At 40.8% G+C, this 14,411-nt stretch carries 15 protein-coding genes; 10 read left to right on the forward strand and 5 right to left on the reverse strand.

The genetic code is table 11. From position 1 onward, the window contains the following. The first annotated feature begins 75 nt into the window (after positions 1–75). A complete protein-coding gene (gene argB / locus ACFS5N_RS04140; RefSeq protein ID WP_377182537.1) occupies positions 76–879 on the forward strand; it encodes an acetylglutamate kinase in 804 nt (267 codons plus the stop codon). Next, positions 876–1,694 carry a pyrroline-5-carboxylate reductase gene (gene proC, locus ACFS5N_RS04145; RefSeq protein WP_377182539.1) on the forward strand — a complete coding sequence of 273 codons (819 nt, stop codon included), beginning with the start codon at positions 876–878 and terminating at the stop codon, positions 1,692–1,694. The genes argB and proC overlap by 4 nt, the downstream gene beginning before the upstream one ends. Positions 1,695–1,699: 5 nt before the next feature. On the opposite strand, the gene ACFS5N_RS04150 is transcribed toward proC, so the two are convergent. Both ACFS5N_RS04150 and gpmA read right to left on the reverse strand, forming a co-directional pair. Beyond that, positions 1,700–2,131 carry a nuclear transport factor 2 family protein gene (locus tag ACFS5N_RS04150; protein ID WP_377182541.1) on the reverse strand — a complete coding sequence of 144 codons (432 nt, stop codon included), beginning with the start codon at positions 2,129–2,131 and terminating at the stop codon, positions 1,700–1,702. Between the two features lie 87 nt (positions 2,132–2,218). Next, entirely contained in the window at positions 2,219–2,956 is a 738-nt protein-coding gene (gene gpmA, locus ACFS5N_RS04155) for a 2,3-diphosphoglycerate-dependent phosphoglycerate mutase (protein ID WP_377182543.1), read from the reverse strand. 54 nt (positions 2,957–3,010) lie between these two features. On the opposite strand from gpmA, the gene ACFS5N_RS04160 reads away from it, so the two are divergent. Continuing rightward, positions 3,011–3,595, forward strand: a complete 585-nt coding sequence (locus ACFS5N_RS04160) for an acetate uptake transporter (protein ID WP_377182545.1) — start codon at positions 3,011–3,013, stop codon at positions 3,593–3,595. 9 nt (positions 3,596–3,604) lie between these two features. Continuing rightward, positions 3,605–3,985 (forward strand): SRPBCC domain-containing protein, encoded by a 381-nt coding sequence (locus ACFS5N_RS04165; protein ID WP_377182547.1) that lies wholly within the window; start codon positions 3,605–3,607, stop codon positions 3,983–3,985. Positions 3,986–4,081: 96 nt separating this feature from the next. Here the strand turns inward: ACFS5N_RS04165 and ACFS5N_RS04170 are convergent, their stop codons facing one another. After that, on the reverse strand, positions 4,082–5,266 hold the full coding sequence (locus ACFS5N_RS04170) for a hypothetical protein (RefSeq protein ID WP_377182549.1): 1,185 nt from the start codon (positions 5,264–5,266) through the stop codon (positions 4,082–4,084). Positions 5,267–5,292: 26 nt separating this feature from the next. Next, positions 5,293–7,941 carry a TonB-dependent receptor gene (locus tag ACFS5N_RS04175; RefSeq protein ID WP_377182551.1) on the reverse strand — a complete coding sequence of 883 codons (2,649 nt, stop codon included), beginning with the start codon at positions 7,939–7,941 and terminating at the stop codon, positions 5,293–5,295. A 348-nt stretch (positions 7,942–8,289) separates the two neighbouring features. Here ACFS5N_RS04175 and lpdA point away from each other — a divergent pair, with 348 nt between their 5' ends. From lpdA to ACFS5N_RS04205, 6 genes are all read left to right on the forward strand, one after another. Then, a complete protein-coding gene (gene lpdA / locus ACFS5N_RS04180) occupies positions 8,290–9,675 on the forward strand; it encodes a dihydrolipoyl dehydrogenase (RefSeq protein ID WP_377182553.1) in 1,386 nt (461 codons plus the stop codon). 150 nt (positions 9,676–9,825) lie between these two features. Continuing rightward, positions 9,826–10,665: an MBL fold metallo-hydrolase gene (locus ACFS5N_RS04185; protein WP_377182555.1), complete on the forward strand. Its 840-nt coding sequence runs from the start codon at positions 9,826–9,828 to the stop codon at positions 10,663–10,665. Between the two features lie 141 nt (positions 10,666–10,806). After that, on the forward strand, positions 10,807–11,667 hold the full coding sequence (locus ACFS5N_RS04190) for a sigma-70 family RNA polymerase sigma factor (RefSeq protein ID WP_144250350.1): 861 nt from the start codon (positions 10,807–10,809) through the stop codon (positions 11,665–11,667). Positions 11,668–11,772: 105 nt separating this feature from the next. Continuing rightward, positions 11,773–12,084: a hypothetical protein gene (locus ACFS5N_RS04195; protein ID WP_377182557.1), complete on the forward strand. Its 312-nt coding sequence runs from the start codon at positions 11,773–11,775 to the stop codon at positions 12,082–12,084. Next, a complete protein-coding gene (locus ACFS5N_RS04200) occupies positions 12,066–12,728 on the forward strand; it encodes an ATP-binding cassette domain-containing protein (protein ID WP_377182559.1) in 663 nt (220 codons plus the stop codon). Before ACFS5N_RS04195 ends, ACFS5N_RS04200 begins: the two co-directional genes overlap by 19 nt. Positions 12,729–12,740: 12 nt before the next feature. Beyond that, positions 12,741–13,526 carry a PhzF family phenazine biosynthesis protein gene (locus tag ACFS5N_RS04205; RefSeq protein WP_377182561.1) on the forward strand — a complete coding sequence of 262 codons (786 nt, stop codon included), beginning with the start codon at positions 12,741–12,743 and terminating at the stop codon, positions 13,524–13,526. A 108-nt stretch (positions 13,527–13,634) separates the two neighbouring features. Here the strand turns inward: ACFS5N_RS04205 and ACFS5N_RS04210 are convergent, their stop codons facing one another. Continuing rightward, positions 13,635–14,273 carry an NAD(P)-dependent oxidoreductase gene (locus ACFS5N_RS04210; RefSeq protein WP_377182563.1) on the reverse strand — a complete coding sequence of 213 codons (639 nt, stop codon included), beginning with the start codon at positions 14,271–14,273 and terminating at the stop codon, positions 13,635–13,637. Positions 14,274–14,411 lie beyond the last annotated feature (138 nt).

The following is a 14,411-nucleotide window of genomic DNA, read 5'->3' on the forward strand; positions in this document are numbered from 1 at the left end:
TTTTTGACTGAAATATTATCAAAATGAAGGCATTTAGATCAATAATTAACTATTTTTGCAACAAAACACTACCAAATGGGTAACAAATCCTTACATATCATTAAAATTGGCGGAAATGTGATAGATAATTCAGAAAATCTATATCATTTTCTGAAGGATTTTACTGCACTTGATGGTTTCAAGATATTAGTGCACGGCGGCGGCAAGGTTGCTACCCAATTGTCTGAAACCTTAGGTATTGAGGCAAAACTTGTAGATGGCCGCCGCATTACAGACATAGAAACCTTACGCGTTGTAACTATGGTTTACGGTGGCTTGATCAATAAAAACATTGTGGCGCAACTGCAACGTTTTGGCACCAATGCCATCGGTTTGACCGGGGCCGATGGCAATCTTATCCGCACTAAAAAACGCCCGGTAAAAATTATCGACTATGGTTTTGTGGGCGACATTGACGAAGATTCGGTAGATGCTGAGGGAATATCCCGTTTACTGGAAACTGGCTTCACTCCTGTCTTTTGCGCGCTGACACACGATGGTGATGGCCAGTTGTTAAACACTAATGCCGATACTATAGCCTCTGCACTATCCGTTTCGCTATCATCGTTATTTGAAACCACCCTTATATACTGCTTCGAGAAAAAAGGTGTATTGATGGATGTGAATGATGATGACTCGGTGATCAGAGACATTGACCCGGTTAGATACGAGGAGTTAAAAATAAAACAAATTATTCACAGCGGCATGCTGCCTAAACTGGAGAATGCTTTTGCCGCAATAGCCTGCGGAGTTAAGGCAGTAGTTATAGGCCGCTCTGACGATCTGGGCGAACTGAAACAAGGCCGCCCGTTTGGAACACGATTAAGTAAGACATCATGAATTCGCAACAAAATATTGCCATTTTAGGCAGTGGAAATATAGGTTTATCATTAGCCAAAGGGCTGGTAAAATCAGGTATTTGCAAGCCGCAACAAATTACCCTTACCCGCCGCAATTTAGAGGCACTGGATGAATATGCTGCGCAGGGCTTCAACGTAACTAATCTGAATGTAAAAGCGGCAAAAAAAGCCGATATAGTTATCCTAGCAGTTTTACCGCAGCAGTTAAATAAATTACTGGATGAAATTAAACCGGCAATCAAATCTGAAAAGCAATTTTTGGTTTCCGTAATATCAGGCGTTAGTTGTGCCGACATCCGCGAGCAGCTTGAAATGAATGTACAGGTTATCCGTGCGATGCCTAACACTGCTATAGCTATTGGCGACTCAATGACCTGTATAGCAACTGATAATGGCAGCACTAAAAATGTTAATTTGGTCAGGTCGTTGTTTGATACAGTGGGTGTTACTATCCAAATCAATGAAGAACTGATGACGGCTGCTACTGCGCTTTGTGCTTGTGGTATAGCGTTTTTCCTGCGCTCAGTTCGTGCCGCATCGCAAGGCGGTACAGAGATTGGCTTCCATGCACATGATGCGCTTAAGATGGCGGCTCAAACTGCTAAAGGCGCAGCAAACCTGTTATTACAATTATCTTCACATCCTGAGCAGGAAATTGATAAGGTAACCTCACCAAAAGGCTGTACAATTGCCGGGTTAAACGAGATGGAGCACCATGGATTTAGCTCTGCCATGATAAAAGGCATTCGGCTTTCTGCAGTAAAAGCTGGTGATTTATATAAAAGCGAAGATTAATTAAGCTATAGCTTGTAGCCCTGGCGGGCATATAACTGCCATTTATTATTATTCTTTTTCCAAACCTGCATTACCCCTATGGTTATGCTGTTAGTTTTACCGTTCTCGGTGGCATCGGCAATGAACTTGTGCCTAACTATGGCCATGTTTCCGTCTACCTGTATTTTTTGATCTTTTAAGTCGATGCGGGTAAAAGCTACCTTGCCAGTCACCAGGGCATTAATCATCTGCCCTTTGTTGTTCACTGCTCCAAAAAACTGACCATAACTTAATTGATCAGACAACACATCATTTAGCACCGACTTATCCCCGGCTATCATTGCCTTGCGCATAGCTTCAACCTGACCGGCTATGGCGCGCTCATCATTATTTTGTGCTAATGTAGCAGTACTTAATATAGAAAACAGTAGCAGAAACGCAGCGGTAAATTTCTTCATGGTATAATTGGCGATATAGCTTTTTGCTAAAGTAATTCGCCATAATCACATTACAAACGCCACTGCTAATCGTAACAAATAAATTACTTAATGCAGATAGTAGTGGTTAACAGGATTCAGTTCATTGTCCAATTCATAAATTAACGGTGTAGCGGTAGGAATTTCGAGTTTGGTTACCTCTTCGTCGGTTAAATTATCCAAATATTTGATGAGTGCGCGTAAACTATTACCATGCCCGCAAATGATTATCTTTTGTTTATTCTTAAGCTCAGGGACAATTTTATCATTCCAAACAGGCAACACCCGGTTCATGGTCTGACTCAAATTTTCAGTTAAAGGGAGTTCTGCTTCGGTTAGATGTTTATAACGGAGGTCACGGCCGGGGTATCTGTCATCGTCCCTGCTTATAGGCGGCGGATCTTCATTCGGGTCGCGGCGCCATTTTTGAACGAGGTCAATTCCATATTTGTCGATAGTTTCCTGCTTATTTAAACCTTGTAAGGCACCATAAAAACGTTCGTTTAATCGCCAAGACTTATAGACCGGTATCCATAAATGATCCAGTTCCTCAAGTAAAAGATGTAGTGTTTTAATTGATCGTTTTAGTACCGAAGCATACGCGATATCAAAAGTAAAATCATGTTTTTTAAGTAATTGCCCAGCTTGTCTGGCTTGTTCAAAACCATCAGCATATAAATCTACATCCGTCCAGCCTGTGAACCTATTTTCATGGTTCCATACGCTTTCCCCGTGTCTTATTAATACTAATTTTTGCATATCCCAGAAATAAACGTCTTTGCCAAAATACAGTTTTAAAGTTTGCAAATGTTCAGAAATGGTTTAAATTGCACTAATAAACCAATTTTAAATCAAGCATTTATGACTACAATTGCACCTGTAAAGGATAGCATTGCTAATCCTGCACCGCTGGGGCTATGCGCCTTTGGTATGACAACTGTTTTGCTTAACATCCACAATGCCGGCGTTTTCGAAATGAACTCCATGATATTGGGAATGGGTATTTTTTACGGCGGCCTTGCCCAGGTAATCGCAGGCATCATCGAAGCCAAAAAGAATAATACTTTCGGACTAACTGCTTTCACCTCATATGGTTTCTTTTGGCTGTCGTTAGTAGGCTTAATAGTAATGCCTAAACTAGGCTGGGTAAATGCTCCAGATGAGAACGCAATGGTAGCTTACCTCTCTATATGGGGTTTGTTTACTTTACTGCTATTTTTGGGCACGCTCAGATTAAACCGTGCGTTACAGTTCGTATTCGCATCGCTGACCGTATTGTTTGCATTATTGGCTATTGGCGATGCCACTGGCAATAAAACTGTTAGCCACCTGGCAGGTTATGAGGGTATTATTTGCGGGGCATCGGCCATTTATACCGGTATCGCCCAGATACTCAATGAAGTTTACGGAAAAACAGTATTGCCAATTGGCCCGGTAAATTCCTAACTTGCGCGGGTGAAAGATTATAAAAAATATTACCTCATCCCCGAGACGCCCGAGACGGTTTATATGGCGCTTACCAATCCGCTAACTATTGAATTATGGACGGGTGAACCGGCCGAGATGTCAACAGAGCCAGGCTCAGAATTTTCTATGTGGGATGGTGCCATTTTGGGCCGGAATATTGAATTTGAGCCGGGTAAAAAGCTTGTTCAGCAATGGTATTTTGATGGACAGAATGAACCTTCTATCGTTACCATTAAACTACACCCGGATAAAGCCGGCACATCTGCTGAGCTGCGGCACCTCAATATTCCTGATGAAGCTTATAACGACATGGTTGAAGGCTGGAACGACAGTTATTTTGGCGCTCTGATAGATTTCTATGAAGGGTGATACTGTTACAATAAGTAAAACCTAAAAAGTATAAAACAGTAAAAAGCCGCCCCGAAATTTCGGGGCGGCTTTTTACTGTTTTATGAACAACTATGATTATTGCACTTTAAAAGTGGTACCGTCATAGACAAAAGTTTTTGTAACGGTTATGTTTGAGCCATTATATGCGGCATATGTAACCACAAATTTTTGATTTACAGCGGCTGCCGGATATTTTGATTTCAACAAAGCGATAATGCCGTTATTGATTTGAGCATCAGTCCAGCTGGTGGTGCCACCTTGTATATTGAAGTTACCAAATGAATTTAAGTTAGCCATAGCAGCATCGCTTGCAACACCAGGTATAGCAGCGATGAATTTGTAATCGGCCGTAGCTAATTTTAAGGTTACTGTATTGTCGGCAACCCAAACACCATTGGTTTTAACAAAAGACAACGGCGTGGTTGGCAAGGCAGTAGTAACCCAGTTAGTACCATCAAAAGTTACAGCTTGTACTCTTTGAGAAGTAACTTTGGTAGAACTGGTGTAATAGTTATAACTAACATATTGCACATCACCATATTTAGCTGTAGGAGCTATTTTAGGATCATTTTTCAGAAAGATGTTGATATAACCGACAATTGTTGCTGGTGCATCGCCTACCACAAATTGATTGTAAGTTGAGTGACCTACAGACGCATATTGAGCAGCAGATACCGTGTAAATTTTTGTCCAAACGCCATTTAAATAAATAAATGAATCGGTAGTAGTAACGCCCGATGAAGGAGTAACACCTGATTGGAAATATTGATAAGTTAACACAGATAGCTGATTAGCAACTGGATTTGGATATTTGTATTGCAAGAAAAGCAACACTTGTGCGTCGTTATAATCTTTAAATGTAGTACCCGTAACAGAAGATGCAGCTACGTAATCAGTTGGGTTAACAACTGTGTAAGCTACATTACTGTATACGCTATCTGCAAGTTTTATAGTAGTAGGTGCATTAGCATAGGTCACTAAAATGCTTGACCCATTACCATAAGTTGGATATTTAGCGGCCAAAATTGTAGGTATCTGCAATTTCGCAGAATCTATTGATTTAAAGCTTAAACCTTTTACAGCATATGAACCTTTTGGGGCCAATGCGTAATCTGCTGCTGTTAAAGTAATACTTGCAGTTACCGCTGATGCTGTAGGGGCTGGCAAATCCCCTATCTGTTTATAGGTCTTATCTAACGGGTTACAAGCGCTTACAAGTACCATTGCAGCTGCCGCTAGTAAATAATGAATTTTTTTCATCTTATTATGATTATGATCTTAAAAAATTAGAATTTAATTTTTAACGTTGTTACGTAAGTTCTAGGAGAGCCATACCAAACACCTAAAGCGTTAGTTCTTTTAGCAAAAGTGTACGCATCAGCGCTTCCCGGAATAGAAGTTTCAAAAGCGTCTGCTATATATTCAGTATTGAATACATTGTAAACGTTAGCTATAAAAGATGCATCTAATCCAGCAAATTTGAAACGGTAAACAAAGTTCAAATCAGCCGTAGAGAAGTTAGGCAATTGGTAATTGGTATACGCCTGACCCGCTGTGTTTTGCTGAGCCGTGGTTAGCTTGGTTGGATCAAATGATGCATAATAACGGGCATAGTAGTTCCAATTGGCACCAATTTTAACTCGAGGCAATACCTGTACGTCAAGACCTAAAGCACCGGTAGTTTGAGCGCTGGTGTTTGCTGTGCCAAATTCACCAATTTTCAAGTTTTTCAATAATAAACCCGATTGGGTAAGTGTATTGCCTTTGTCGCTTGTTACCTGATAAGCACCGGTATTGCTGGTGTAATGGAAATCAGCTACAGATAATGCGCCGCTTAACGTTACCGTATTAATAGGGCGGAATTTAAAATCAAACTCAGCGCCTTGGTGTAACTCGTTTATACCAGTGATATTAACTGTGTAAAGTGTGTTGTCGTTGTTATCTTGCAAAACAGTAGTTTTAGCTCTGTCTTTGTAAGAAGCACGGTACAAGTTAACATTTGCACTAAACATCGAACTTCTGAAACCGTAACCTAATTCATAAGATAATAATTTCTCAGGTTTAGCATCTGGGTTAAGGTCGTTCTTTTTATTCAAGAATACGTTAGCAACAAGTGGTGCTCTTTGAATGTAACCAATATTTGCAAACACATTATTATGTGCATCCAAGTTATAGTTTGCACCACCTTTAGCCTGGTAACCTAAGAAATTAACCCATTTGCTAGTACGATTAGGATCTGTAGTTAAATAGTTAAAATAATCAGTCCTCTGATTGCTGGTGTTAGTACCTGCTAAACTGGCAAATGCAGAAAGGTCATTTTTGTTATACTCTGCTTGTAAGTAAACACCTTCCGAAGCAACTCTATAAGTATAATCGTTATTAAATTTATCACCAACTTGAACTAGTCTGTTAGGATTGTTAATATCACCTGTTGGAGATGTTAAACTGTTACTTCTGGTATCAACAATATAGTGTCCACCCAATAAATCCTGAACCTGGTAATAATGCTCACCCTGGTAATATCTTCCATCTATACCAGCCAACAAATCCACGTCACCTATTGTCTTTTTGTATGTACTCAATAAGCCGTATTGTTGGTGATTGTTAGCTGTATTCTGGAAGTACCTTGTTGAGCTGCCATCCGGATTTGCAACGTTTTGTTGAACAATAGCATTGAAATCTATCGGAGAATAAATATCGCCGGTTCTCGGAACCGGAGCGTTCGAAGTTCCTGGCGTTAAACCTGGTGACGGAGTGCCTGCCAGATAACGGGCAGCCCCAGTGCCCCATGAGCCATAAACAACAGTTGATAAAGATGAAGTTTCATCGATTTTCCAGTTATGGTTTAAAGAGGCTAATGGCTTGTTATAATAATTCTGCTCAGCGCTCAACAATTGGCCATTTAAATAACCGTAATCAGAATTGTAACGAATGCCTAATGTATTAGCACGGTAAGTATTAATAGTGTTGAAGGTATAACGCTGACCATGGATTTGGGTAGCACCCATGAAGTTAAATGACAAAGTCTGTGATGGGCTCAATACTTTTGAAATATTGGCAAAGTAGCTGTAGCCCGTGTAATATAAACCAGGTGCATAACCATCGCCCTTACTTTTTGAAAGTAAGAAAGAGGTAGCCCAGCCTTTGTCAGTTAAACCAGTTGAGTAAGATATCAGCGTTTTACTTTGACCATAAGTACCCAAAGTTTGCGAAATAGTCCCGCCTTCTTGAGTTTCTGTACTCTTTGTGGTGATGTTAATAGTTCCGCCCAGTGAAGGCACGGCAACAGTAGAAGCACCAATACCACGTTGAACCTGCATATTAGTAGTAACGTCGCTCAAACCAGCCCAGTCATTCCAGTAAATTTTACCTGCTTCGACGTCGTTAACTGGTAAGCCGTTAATTAAAAGCGCAACGTTGTTACTGCTAAATCCACGAATGTTAATACGTGAGTCGCCATAACCTCCGCCGCCTTTTGAAGTCATTACACCCGGAGCTGATTTTAATAGCTCAGGAAACTCTGCACCGGCGCCTTTTTCCTCAATATATACAGGGCCTACAGATGAAACAGCAATAGGCGTTTTTCTGTCAATTGCTTTTGAAGTGTTAGCAGAAACCACAACCTCTTTTACTGATGATGAAGATGGATCTAATAAAACTTCTCCCATGTCATTACCGGTTACAGTAATTTCTTTGGTTACATAACCAATATAAGTAAACACTAAGGTAGCGCCATTTTCAGCTTTAATTTTAAAGCCACCGGTCAATGAAACTGCTGTACCGTTAGTTGTACCTTTAACACCCACTGTTGCGCCAATAAGCGGCTCTTTTGTTTGGGCGTCAAGTAATTTGCCGGTTACTACCATGCCGTCCTGTGCCAGGGCAGCAGCGGAAGTAAACAAGCCGATGAAAAGAATAAGTAAAAGCTTCCTCATACGATGTTTTTTGTTTTTGAATTTGTTTAAACTAAAAAATTGCAGGAACAAAGATAAGGGGTATCTTCTTTCCACGTGTTAAATTTATGTTAACAATTACCAAAAGATTTAATGTTTTTATCAACATTATTCAATTAATTAATCGAAATGTAAATTATTTGATACTATTCATGCGAAAATTACATAAAATCAAACAGTTTTACTTTTAAGTTAATCTATAGTATTTATAGATTTTGTAGCCATTATATGGCACTTAAATGATGTAAATAAACAGATGTGGTTTTCTGCTTTCAGGTGTTTTACTTAGCTTTGGCTCGCAAATACTTAAAATACGAATAAACTACAAATATGGACTACGATGTAATTGTTATAGGGTCGGGCCCGGGCGGCTATGTTGCTGCAATCCGCGCTTCCCAATTGGGTTTAAAAACCGCGGTAGTTGAAAAAGAATCTTTAGGCGGCATTTGCCTTAACTGGGGTTGTATCCCTACCAAAGCCTTGTTAAAAAGCGCGCAGGTTTTTGAATATCTTAATCATTCTGCTGAATATGGCATTAATGTTAATGGTGGCGACGTAGATTTTGAAGCCGTTATTAAGAGAAGCCGCGGAGTTGCTGACGGCATGAGCAAAGGTGTTCAGTTTTTAATGAAGAAAAATAAGATCGACGTTATAACCGGCACCGGTAAATTAAAAAGCAAAGGCGTAGTTGAAGTAAAAACCAACGACGGCATAAAGGAATATAAAGCTAAACACATCATTTTAGCTACAGGTGGCCGCTCTCGTGAGTTACCTAACCTGAAACAAGATTTCAAAAAAGTTATTGGCTACCGCCAGGCCATGATATTGCCTAAAAAACCAGCTTCAATGATTGTGGTAGGTTCTGGCGCTATCGGTATTGAGTTTGCCTACTTCTATAACGCCATAGGTACAAAAGTTACTGTGGTTGAATACTTGGATAACATTGTTCCGTTGGAAGACGAGGAGGTATCAAAAACTTTAGGCCGCATACTTAAAAAGCAAGGTATTAATATCATGACCGGCTCAAATGTTGAGTCGGTTGATACCAGCGGCGACGGTTGCAAAGTAACCGTTAAAACAGCCACGGGTACAGAAATCCTGGAAGCTGAAATAGTGTTATCAGCTGTAGGTATCTCTACCAATATCGAAGGTATCGGCTTAGAAGAAAACGGTGTAAAAACAGACCGTGGTAAAGTTGTGGTTGACGACTTCTATCGTACCAACATCGAAGGTGTTTATGCTATCGGCGATATCGTAAAAGGCCAGGCCCTGGCTCACGTAGCATCTGCCGAAGGCATTATCTGCGTTGAAAAAATAGCTGGCTTAAAACCAGAACCTCTGGATTATAACAATATTCCAGGTTGTACCTATTGCAGCCCTGAAATAGCCTCAGTAGGTTATACCGAAAAGGCAGCTAAGGATGCAGGTTACGAAATTAAAGTGGGTAAATTTCCATTCTCGGCCTCAGGCAAGGCTAGTGCTGCAGGTGCTAAAGATGGTTTTGTAAAACTCATCTTTGATGCCAAATATGGCGAATTGCTGGGCGCGCACATGATTGGCAATAACGTTACCGAAATGATCGCCGAGATCGTATCGGCACGTAAACTGGAAACTACCGGCCACGAGATCATCAAAACCGTACACCCTCACCCTACCATGAGCGAAGCCATTATGGAGGCCGCTGCAGAGGCTTACGGCGAATGCATACACTTATAAGAAGTCAAAATTCAAAAGTAAAAATTCAAAAGGCCGGTAGCTTAATTAAAGCAGCCGGCCTTTTTGTTTCATGATATTTTGAATTTTTACTTTTAATTTTTGACTTTACTAGGTTTTGACTTTTGAATTTTTACTTTTGAATTAACCATTATGAACCTCTACTCTATCAATACCGGCTTTTTTAAGTTAGATGGCGGCGCCATGTTTGGTGTTGTACCCAAAACCATCTGGCAAAAAACCAATCCGGCCGACAGTAACAATCTGTGTACCTGGGCAATGCGTTTACTATTAATGCAGGAGGGTAACCGGTTGATATTGGTAGATACGGGGATTGGCGATAAACAGGACGAGAAATTTTTCAGTCATTATTATTTGCATGGCGATGATACTTTAGACAAATCGTTAGCTGCGCATGGCTTTCATCGCAATGATATCACCGATGTTTTTTTGACGCACATGCATTTTGATCACGTAGGCGGGGCTATTGTTCGAAATGGCGACAAACTGGTACTGGCCTTTAAAAATGCTGTTTACTGGAGTAATAAAAAGCACTGGGACTGGGCCGTTAATCCCAATCCGCGCGAAAAAGCTTCGTTTTTAAGGGAGAATATTTTACCGATACAGGAAAGCGGGCAGCTTAAGTTTTTAGAAGCTCATGATAATGTAAAATTTGGTAATGATATAAACATACGTTATGCCTGTGGGCATACTGAATCAATGATGCTACCGTTAATAAATTACAAAGGCAGACAAGTTTTGTATGTAGCTGATCTGTTGCCCTCTGTAGGACATTTACCTCTGCCCTATGTAATGGCCTATGACATGTTTCCATTGCAAACTTTGACAGAAAAAGAGCTATATTTAAAGGAAGCTTTAGATAATAACTATATATTATTCTTTGAACACGACCCGGTTTATGAGTGCTGTACACTGCAACAAACAGAAAAAGGAATACGTTTAAAGGAAAGTTTTAAACTAAGTGAGATATAAGAAAACACAGCAAAAACCGTGCAATTAATCGCTGAAAATGAATAATATATAAACATTTATTTATACTAAAATATAGGCAAACTTTTTTGTACCTTTGCACGTTCAATTCTCAAACTAAGAAATCGAGGTTTAATAATATAGATGAGACAACTCAAAATTACACAATCCATTACCAATCGTGAATCTCAATCACTTGATAAATACCTTCACGAAATTGGTAAAGTTGACCTAATCACTGCCGAAGAAGAAGTAATTTTAGCACAAAAAATCAGAGAAGGTGACCAGGCGGCTTTGGAACGTTTGACCAAAACCAACCTTCGCTTCGTTGTATCGGTTGCTAAACAATATCAAAACCAGGGCCTGACACTGGGCGATTTAATAAACGAAGGTAACCTTGGCTTAATCAAAGCTGCAAAACGTTTTGACGAAACTAAAGGTTTCAAATTCATTTCATACGCCGTTTGGTGGATCCGTCAGTCTATTTTACAGGCTATTGCTGAGCAATCTCGTATTGTGCGTTTACCTTTAAACCAGGTAGGTTCATTAAGCAAGATCAGCAAAGCTTTTTCAAAACTAGAGCAAGAGTACGAGCGCGAGCCTTCACCTGAAGAGCTGGCAGATATGCTTGAAACTACTGTTGACAAGATATCTGACACCTTAAGCAATTCAGGTCGTCATGTATCAATGGATGCTCCTTTCGTTCAGGGTGAAGAAAATACGTTGTTAGACGTATTAGAAAACTCTGAACCAAATACCGACTCGATACTGATCAACGAATCGTTATCAGAAGAGATCAAACGGTCGCTGTCTACTTTAACAGAGCGTGAGCGCGAGATTATTGTATTGTTCTTTGGTTTAGGTACCAACCACCCACTTTCATTAGAAGAAATAGGTGAAAAATTTAACTTAACCCGCGAGCGTGTACGTCAGATAAAAGACAAAGCGCTGCAACGTTTGAGACATACCAGCAGAAGCAAAATTCTGAAATCATACTTAGGTTAACATGGATGACCGAAAAGTCCCGCAAAGTGCGGGACTTTTTTGTTTCTACCCTCTCCTACAATAAAATCCCGTTTTGCCTGTTAAAGCAAGTATCACAATATATACTTGAAACAGCCGATCAACTTAGCCATACAGTTTTACCGACTGATATTGTTATACAACATAGCGTTTACCATTTTAGGGATATTTCTCGGTCTGTTTGCAGTCGGACACTTTAATGCAGGTATTCTTTTATGGGGAAAGCTTGTTGGTTTCGGCGGCGCTTTAGCGCTATACCATTACTCTGCCAGTCGAAGCTATTTTTATTTCCGCAATGCGGGATATGCTATCAAGACTATTATCCGCACGGCCTTCGCAATTGATATCCTCTTATATATTTTAGTAACACTTATCCTTACATGGAACCATCTGTTTTAAAAGTCGACAGTCTACAGCTGGAGTTTGATAATCGCCCGATATTGCGCGACATATGGCTGCAATGCAAACAGGGCGAAGTTTTGGGCTTACTTGGCCGCAACGGTTCTGGTAAATCCACCCTGTTAAAAGTAATTTTTGGCACACTAATGCCGCTCCACAAATATGTAAGTATCGACGGCGTATTCACTCAGCATGGCTACAAGAAAAATCGTATAGCTTATTTACCCCAGTTCAGTTACCTGCCACGAGGCTTAAAGATCAATAAGCTGGCTATAAACCTGGTAGACCAACAATATTGGAACCAATTCACCACTTTGGATATTTACCAAAAACATCAGCATAAAAAGCCTGAACAACTCTCAGGCGGCGAGCTGCGTCAATTGGAAATGCTGATGATCATTTACGGCAAAGCAGATTTTATTTTACTGGACGAGCCATTTACACATGTCACACCGGTACAGACGGATTACTTCAAACCCCTAATTCGCGAGGTGGCCAAAACTAAAGGCATTATTATAACAGATCATCAATATCGCAATGTACTTGATATAAGCGACCGCATTATTCTTTTACACGACGGTGTCACAAAACCCATCCATAACGTTGACGATCTGGTAACTTACCATTACATTAGCACTATATAACGCTAACAAATCATGACTATCCCTATTTACCAGGCCGATGCTTTTACCGACCAGCTTTTTGGCGGCAACCCGGCAGCTATTTGTCCGTTGAACGAGTGGTTACCTGATGAGCTGATGCAAAAAATAGCGGCCGAAAACAACCTTGCTGAAACCGCATTTTTTGTAAAAACCAAAGGCGGTTATGCACTTCGCTGGTTTACACCTGAATATGAAATTGATTTATGCGGCCATGCTACTTTGGCATCAGCACATATTTTGTTTACAGAACTAGGTTTTACCGGCGATACTATTCATTTTGAAACTGTAAAATCGGGTGTCTTGATTGTGACCAGGGATGGCGATAAATATACATTGGATTTCCCGTCGCGTCCTCCGATTGCCATTGAAGAACCTAACGGGTTGGTTGAAGCGCTGGGTGGCATTCCTCCTAAAGCATTTTACCGCTCGCGGGATTACTTTGTGGTTTATGAAACCGAGAACGATATTGCACAGATCAATCCTGATTTCTTCGCGCTGTCAAAAATGGATACCGTTGGTGTGATCGTAACCGCACCCGGAAAAAATGTAGATTTTGTATCACGCTTTTTTGCGCCGGGTGCCGGCATTCCTGAAGATCCGGTTACCGGTTCGGCACATTGTAATTTAATACCCTATTGGGCTAAAGTTTTGGGTAAGGACAAATTGCATGCTTATCAGGTATCTGCCCGCAAAGGCGAGCTCTGGTGTGAGCTGCAACGTGAGCGTGTGCTGATGAGCGGTAAAGCAGTTACTTATTTAAAGGGTGAAATTTACATTTAGTTCAGAGTTTGTCATTTCGAGCCTGGCGAGAAATCTATACACATGCTTATGAACGGTTGTACAGATTTCTCCCGTTGGTCGACAAGACAAAATAGGATTGTAACGTATTCAATACGCCACCGTCATTTGCTCCCTGATATGCGTTGGGTTTTCAATCTCATCCACCACGGCTACAGCATAATCCTCCATTGAAATAAAGCTTTTTCCATTTTCGTCGCTCAATAATTGCGCCCCCCCTAATCTGAATTTACCGGTGCGCTCACCTGGTGCTATTTCGGCCGCAGGGCTTATGTAGGTCCATTCCAGTTCTGTTTCGTTTTTGTAAAGCTTTAAGGCGTCCCGATGGGCTGAGGCAACCGATTTATATTCTACAGGAAAATTAGGTGTATCCACCAATTGCTGCCCGGGTGCAACTTCCAGGCTCCCCGCCCCTCCTACAACAATCAGGCGTTTAACATGCGCTTGTTTTAGCCCCTTTATTAATGGAATGGGTAATTCGGCGATGGTTGACGCTGGTGCGCCATGGGTATTGCTATAAGCGCTTACCACGGCGTCCTGGTCAAAGGCGCCGGTCTCAACGTCTTGCGCGTCAAACAAATCGCCTTTGGCAACTTTCAGGTGGTCATGCATCAACGTATAATTTTCAGGATGGCGGACAATAGCCGTAACGTCGTGTCCCCGGCTTAATGCTTCATTAACAATGCGGCTACCTATGCGTCCGCTTGCGGCAAATACTGCTATTTTCATATTTTTAGGGTCAAAGATTAAAGGTAAAAGCTGAAAGCGTCTTTTTTGTTTTTCTGGCATAAAAAAAACCACCAGGCTTTAGCCTTTTAGCCTAAAGCTCCTTGTTAAAATCAAAATTTTGAAGTATTTTAAACCCTC

Origin of the sequence: Mucilaginibacter ximonensis (genome assembly GCF_042686265.1) — a bacterium.
GTDB classification, from domain to species: domain Bacteria; phylum Bacteroidota; class Bacteroidia; order Sphingobacteriales; family Sphingobacteriaceae; genus Mucilaginibacter; species Mucilaginibacter ximonensis.

Bases quoted from the DNA above. Each gene is read 5' to 3' on its own strand.
- argB (WP_377182537.1), top strand. From the start codon at position 76: ATGGGTAACAAATCCTTACATATCATTAAAATTGGCGGAAATGTGATA.
- proC (WP_377182539.1), top strand. From the start codon at position 876: ATGAATTCGCAACAAAATATTGCCATTTTAGGCAGTGGAAATATAGGT.
- ACFS5N_RS04150 (WP_377182541.1), bottom strand. From the start codon at position 2,131: ATGAAGAAATTTACCGCTGCGTTTCTGCTACTGTTTTCTATATTAAGT.
- ACFS5N_RS04160 (WP_377182545.1), top strand. From the start codon at position 3,011: ATGACTACAATTGCACCTGTAAAGGATAGCATTGCTAATCCTGCACCG.
- ACFS5N_RS04170 (WP_377182549.1), bottom strand. From the start codon at position 5,266: ATGAAAAAAATTCATTATTTACTAGCGGCAGCTGCAATGGTACTTGTA.
- ACFS5N_RS04175 (WP_377182551.1), bottom strand. From the start codon at position 7,941: ATGAGGAAGCTTTTACTTATTCTTTTCATCGGCTTGTTTACTTCCGCT.
- lpdA (WP_377182553.1), top strand. From the start codon at position 8,290: ATGGACTACGATGTAATTGTTATAGGGTCGGGCCCGGGCGGCTATGTT.
- ACFS5N_RS04185 (WP_377182555.1), top strand. From the start codon at position 9,826: ATGAACCTCTACTCTATCAATACCGGCTTTTTTAAGTTAGATGGCGGC.
- ACFS5N_RS04190 (WP_144250350.1), top strand. From the start codon at position 10,807: ATGAGACAACTCAAAATTACACAATCCATTACCAATCGTGAATCTCAA.
- ACFS5N_RS04200 (WP_377182559.1), top strand. From the start codon at position 12,066: ATGGAACCATCTGTTTTAAAAGTCGACAGTCTACAGCTGGAGTTTGAT.
- ACFS5N_RS04205 (WP_377182561.1), top strand. From the start codon at position 12,741: ATGACTATCCCTATTTACCAGGCCGATGCTTTTACCGACCAGCTTTTT.
- ACFS5N_RS04210 (WP_377182563.1), bottom strand. From the start codon at position 14,273: ATGAAAATAGCAGTATTTGCCGCAAGCGGACGCATAGGTAGCCGCATT.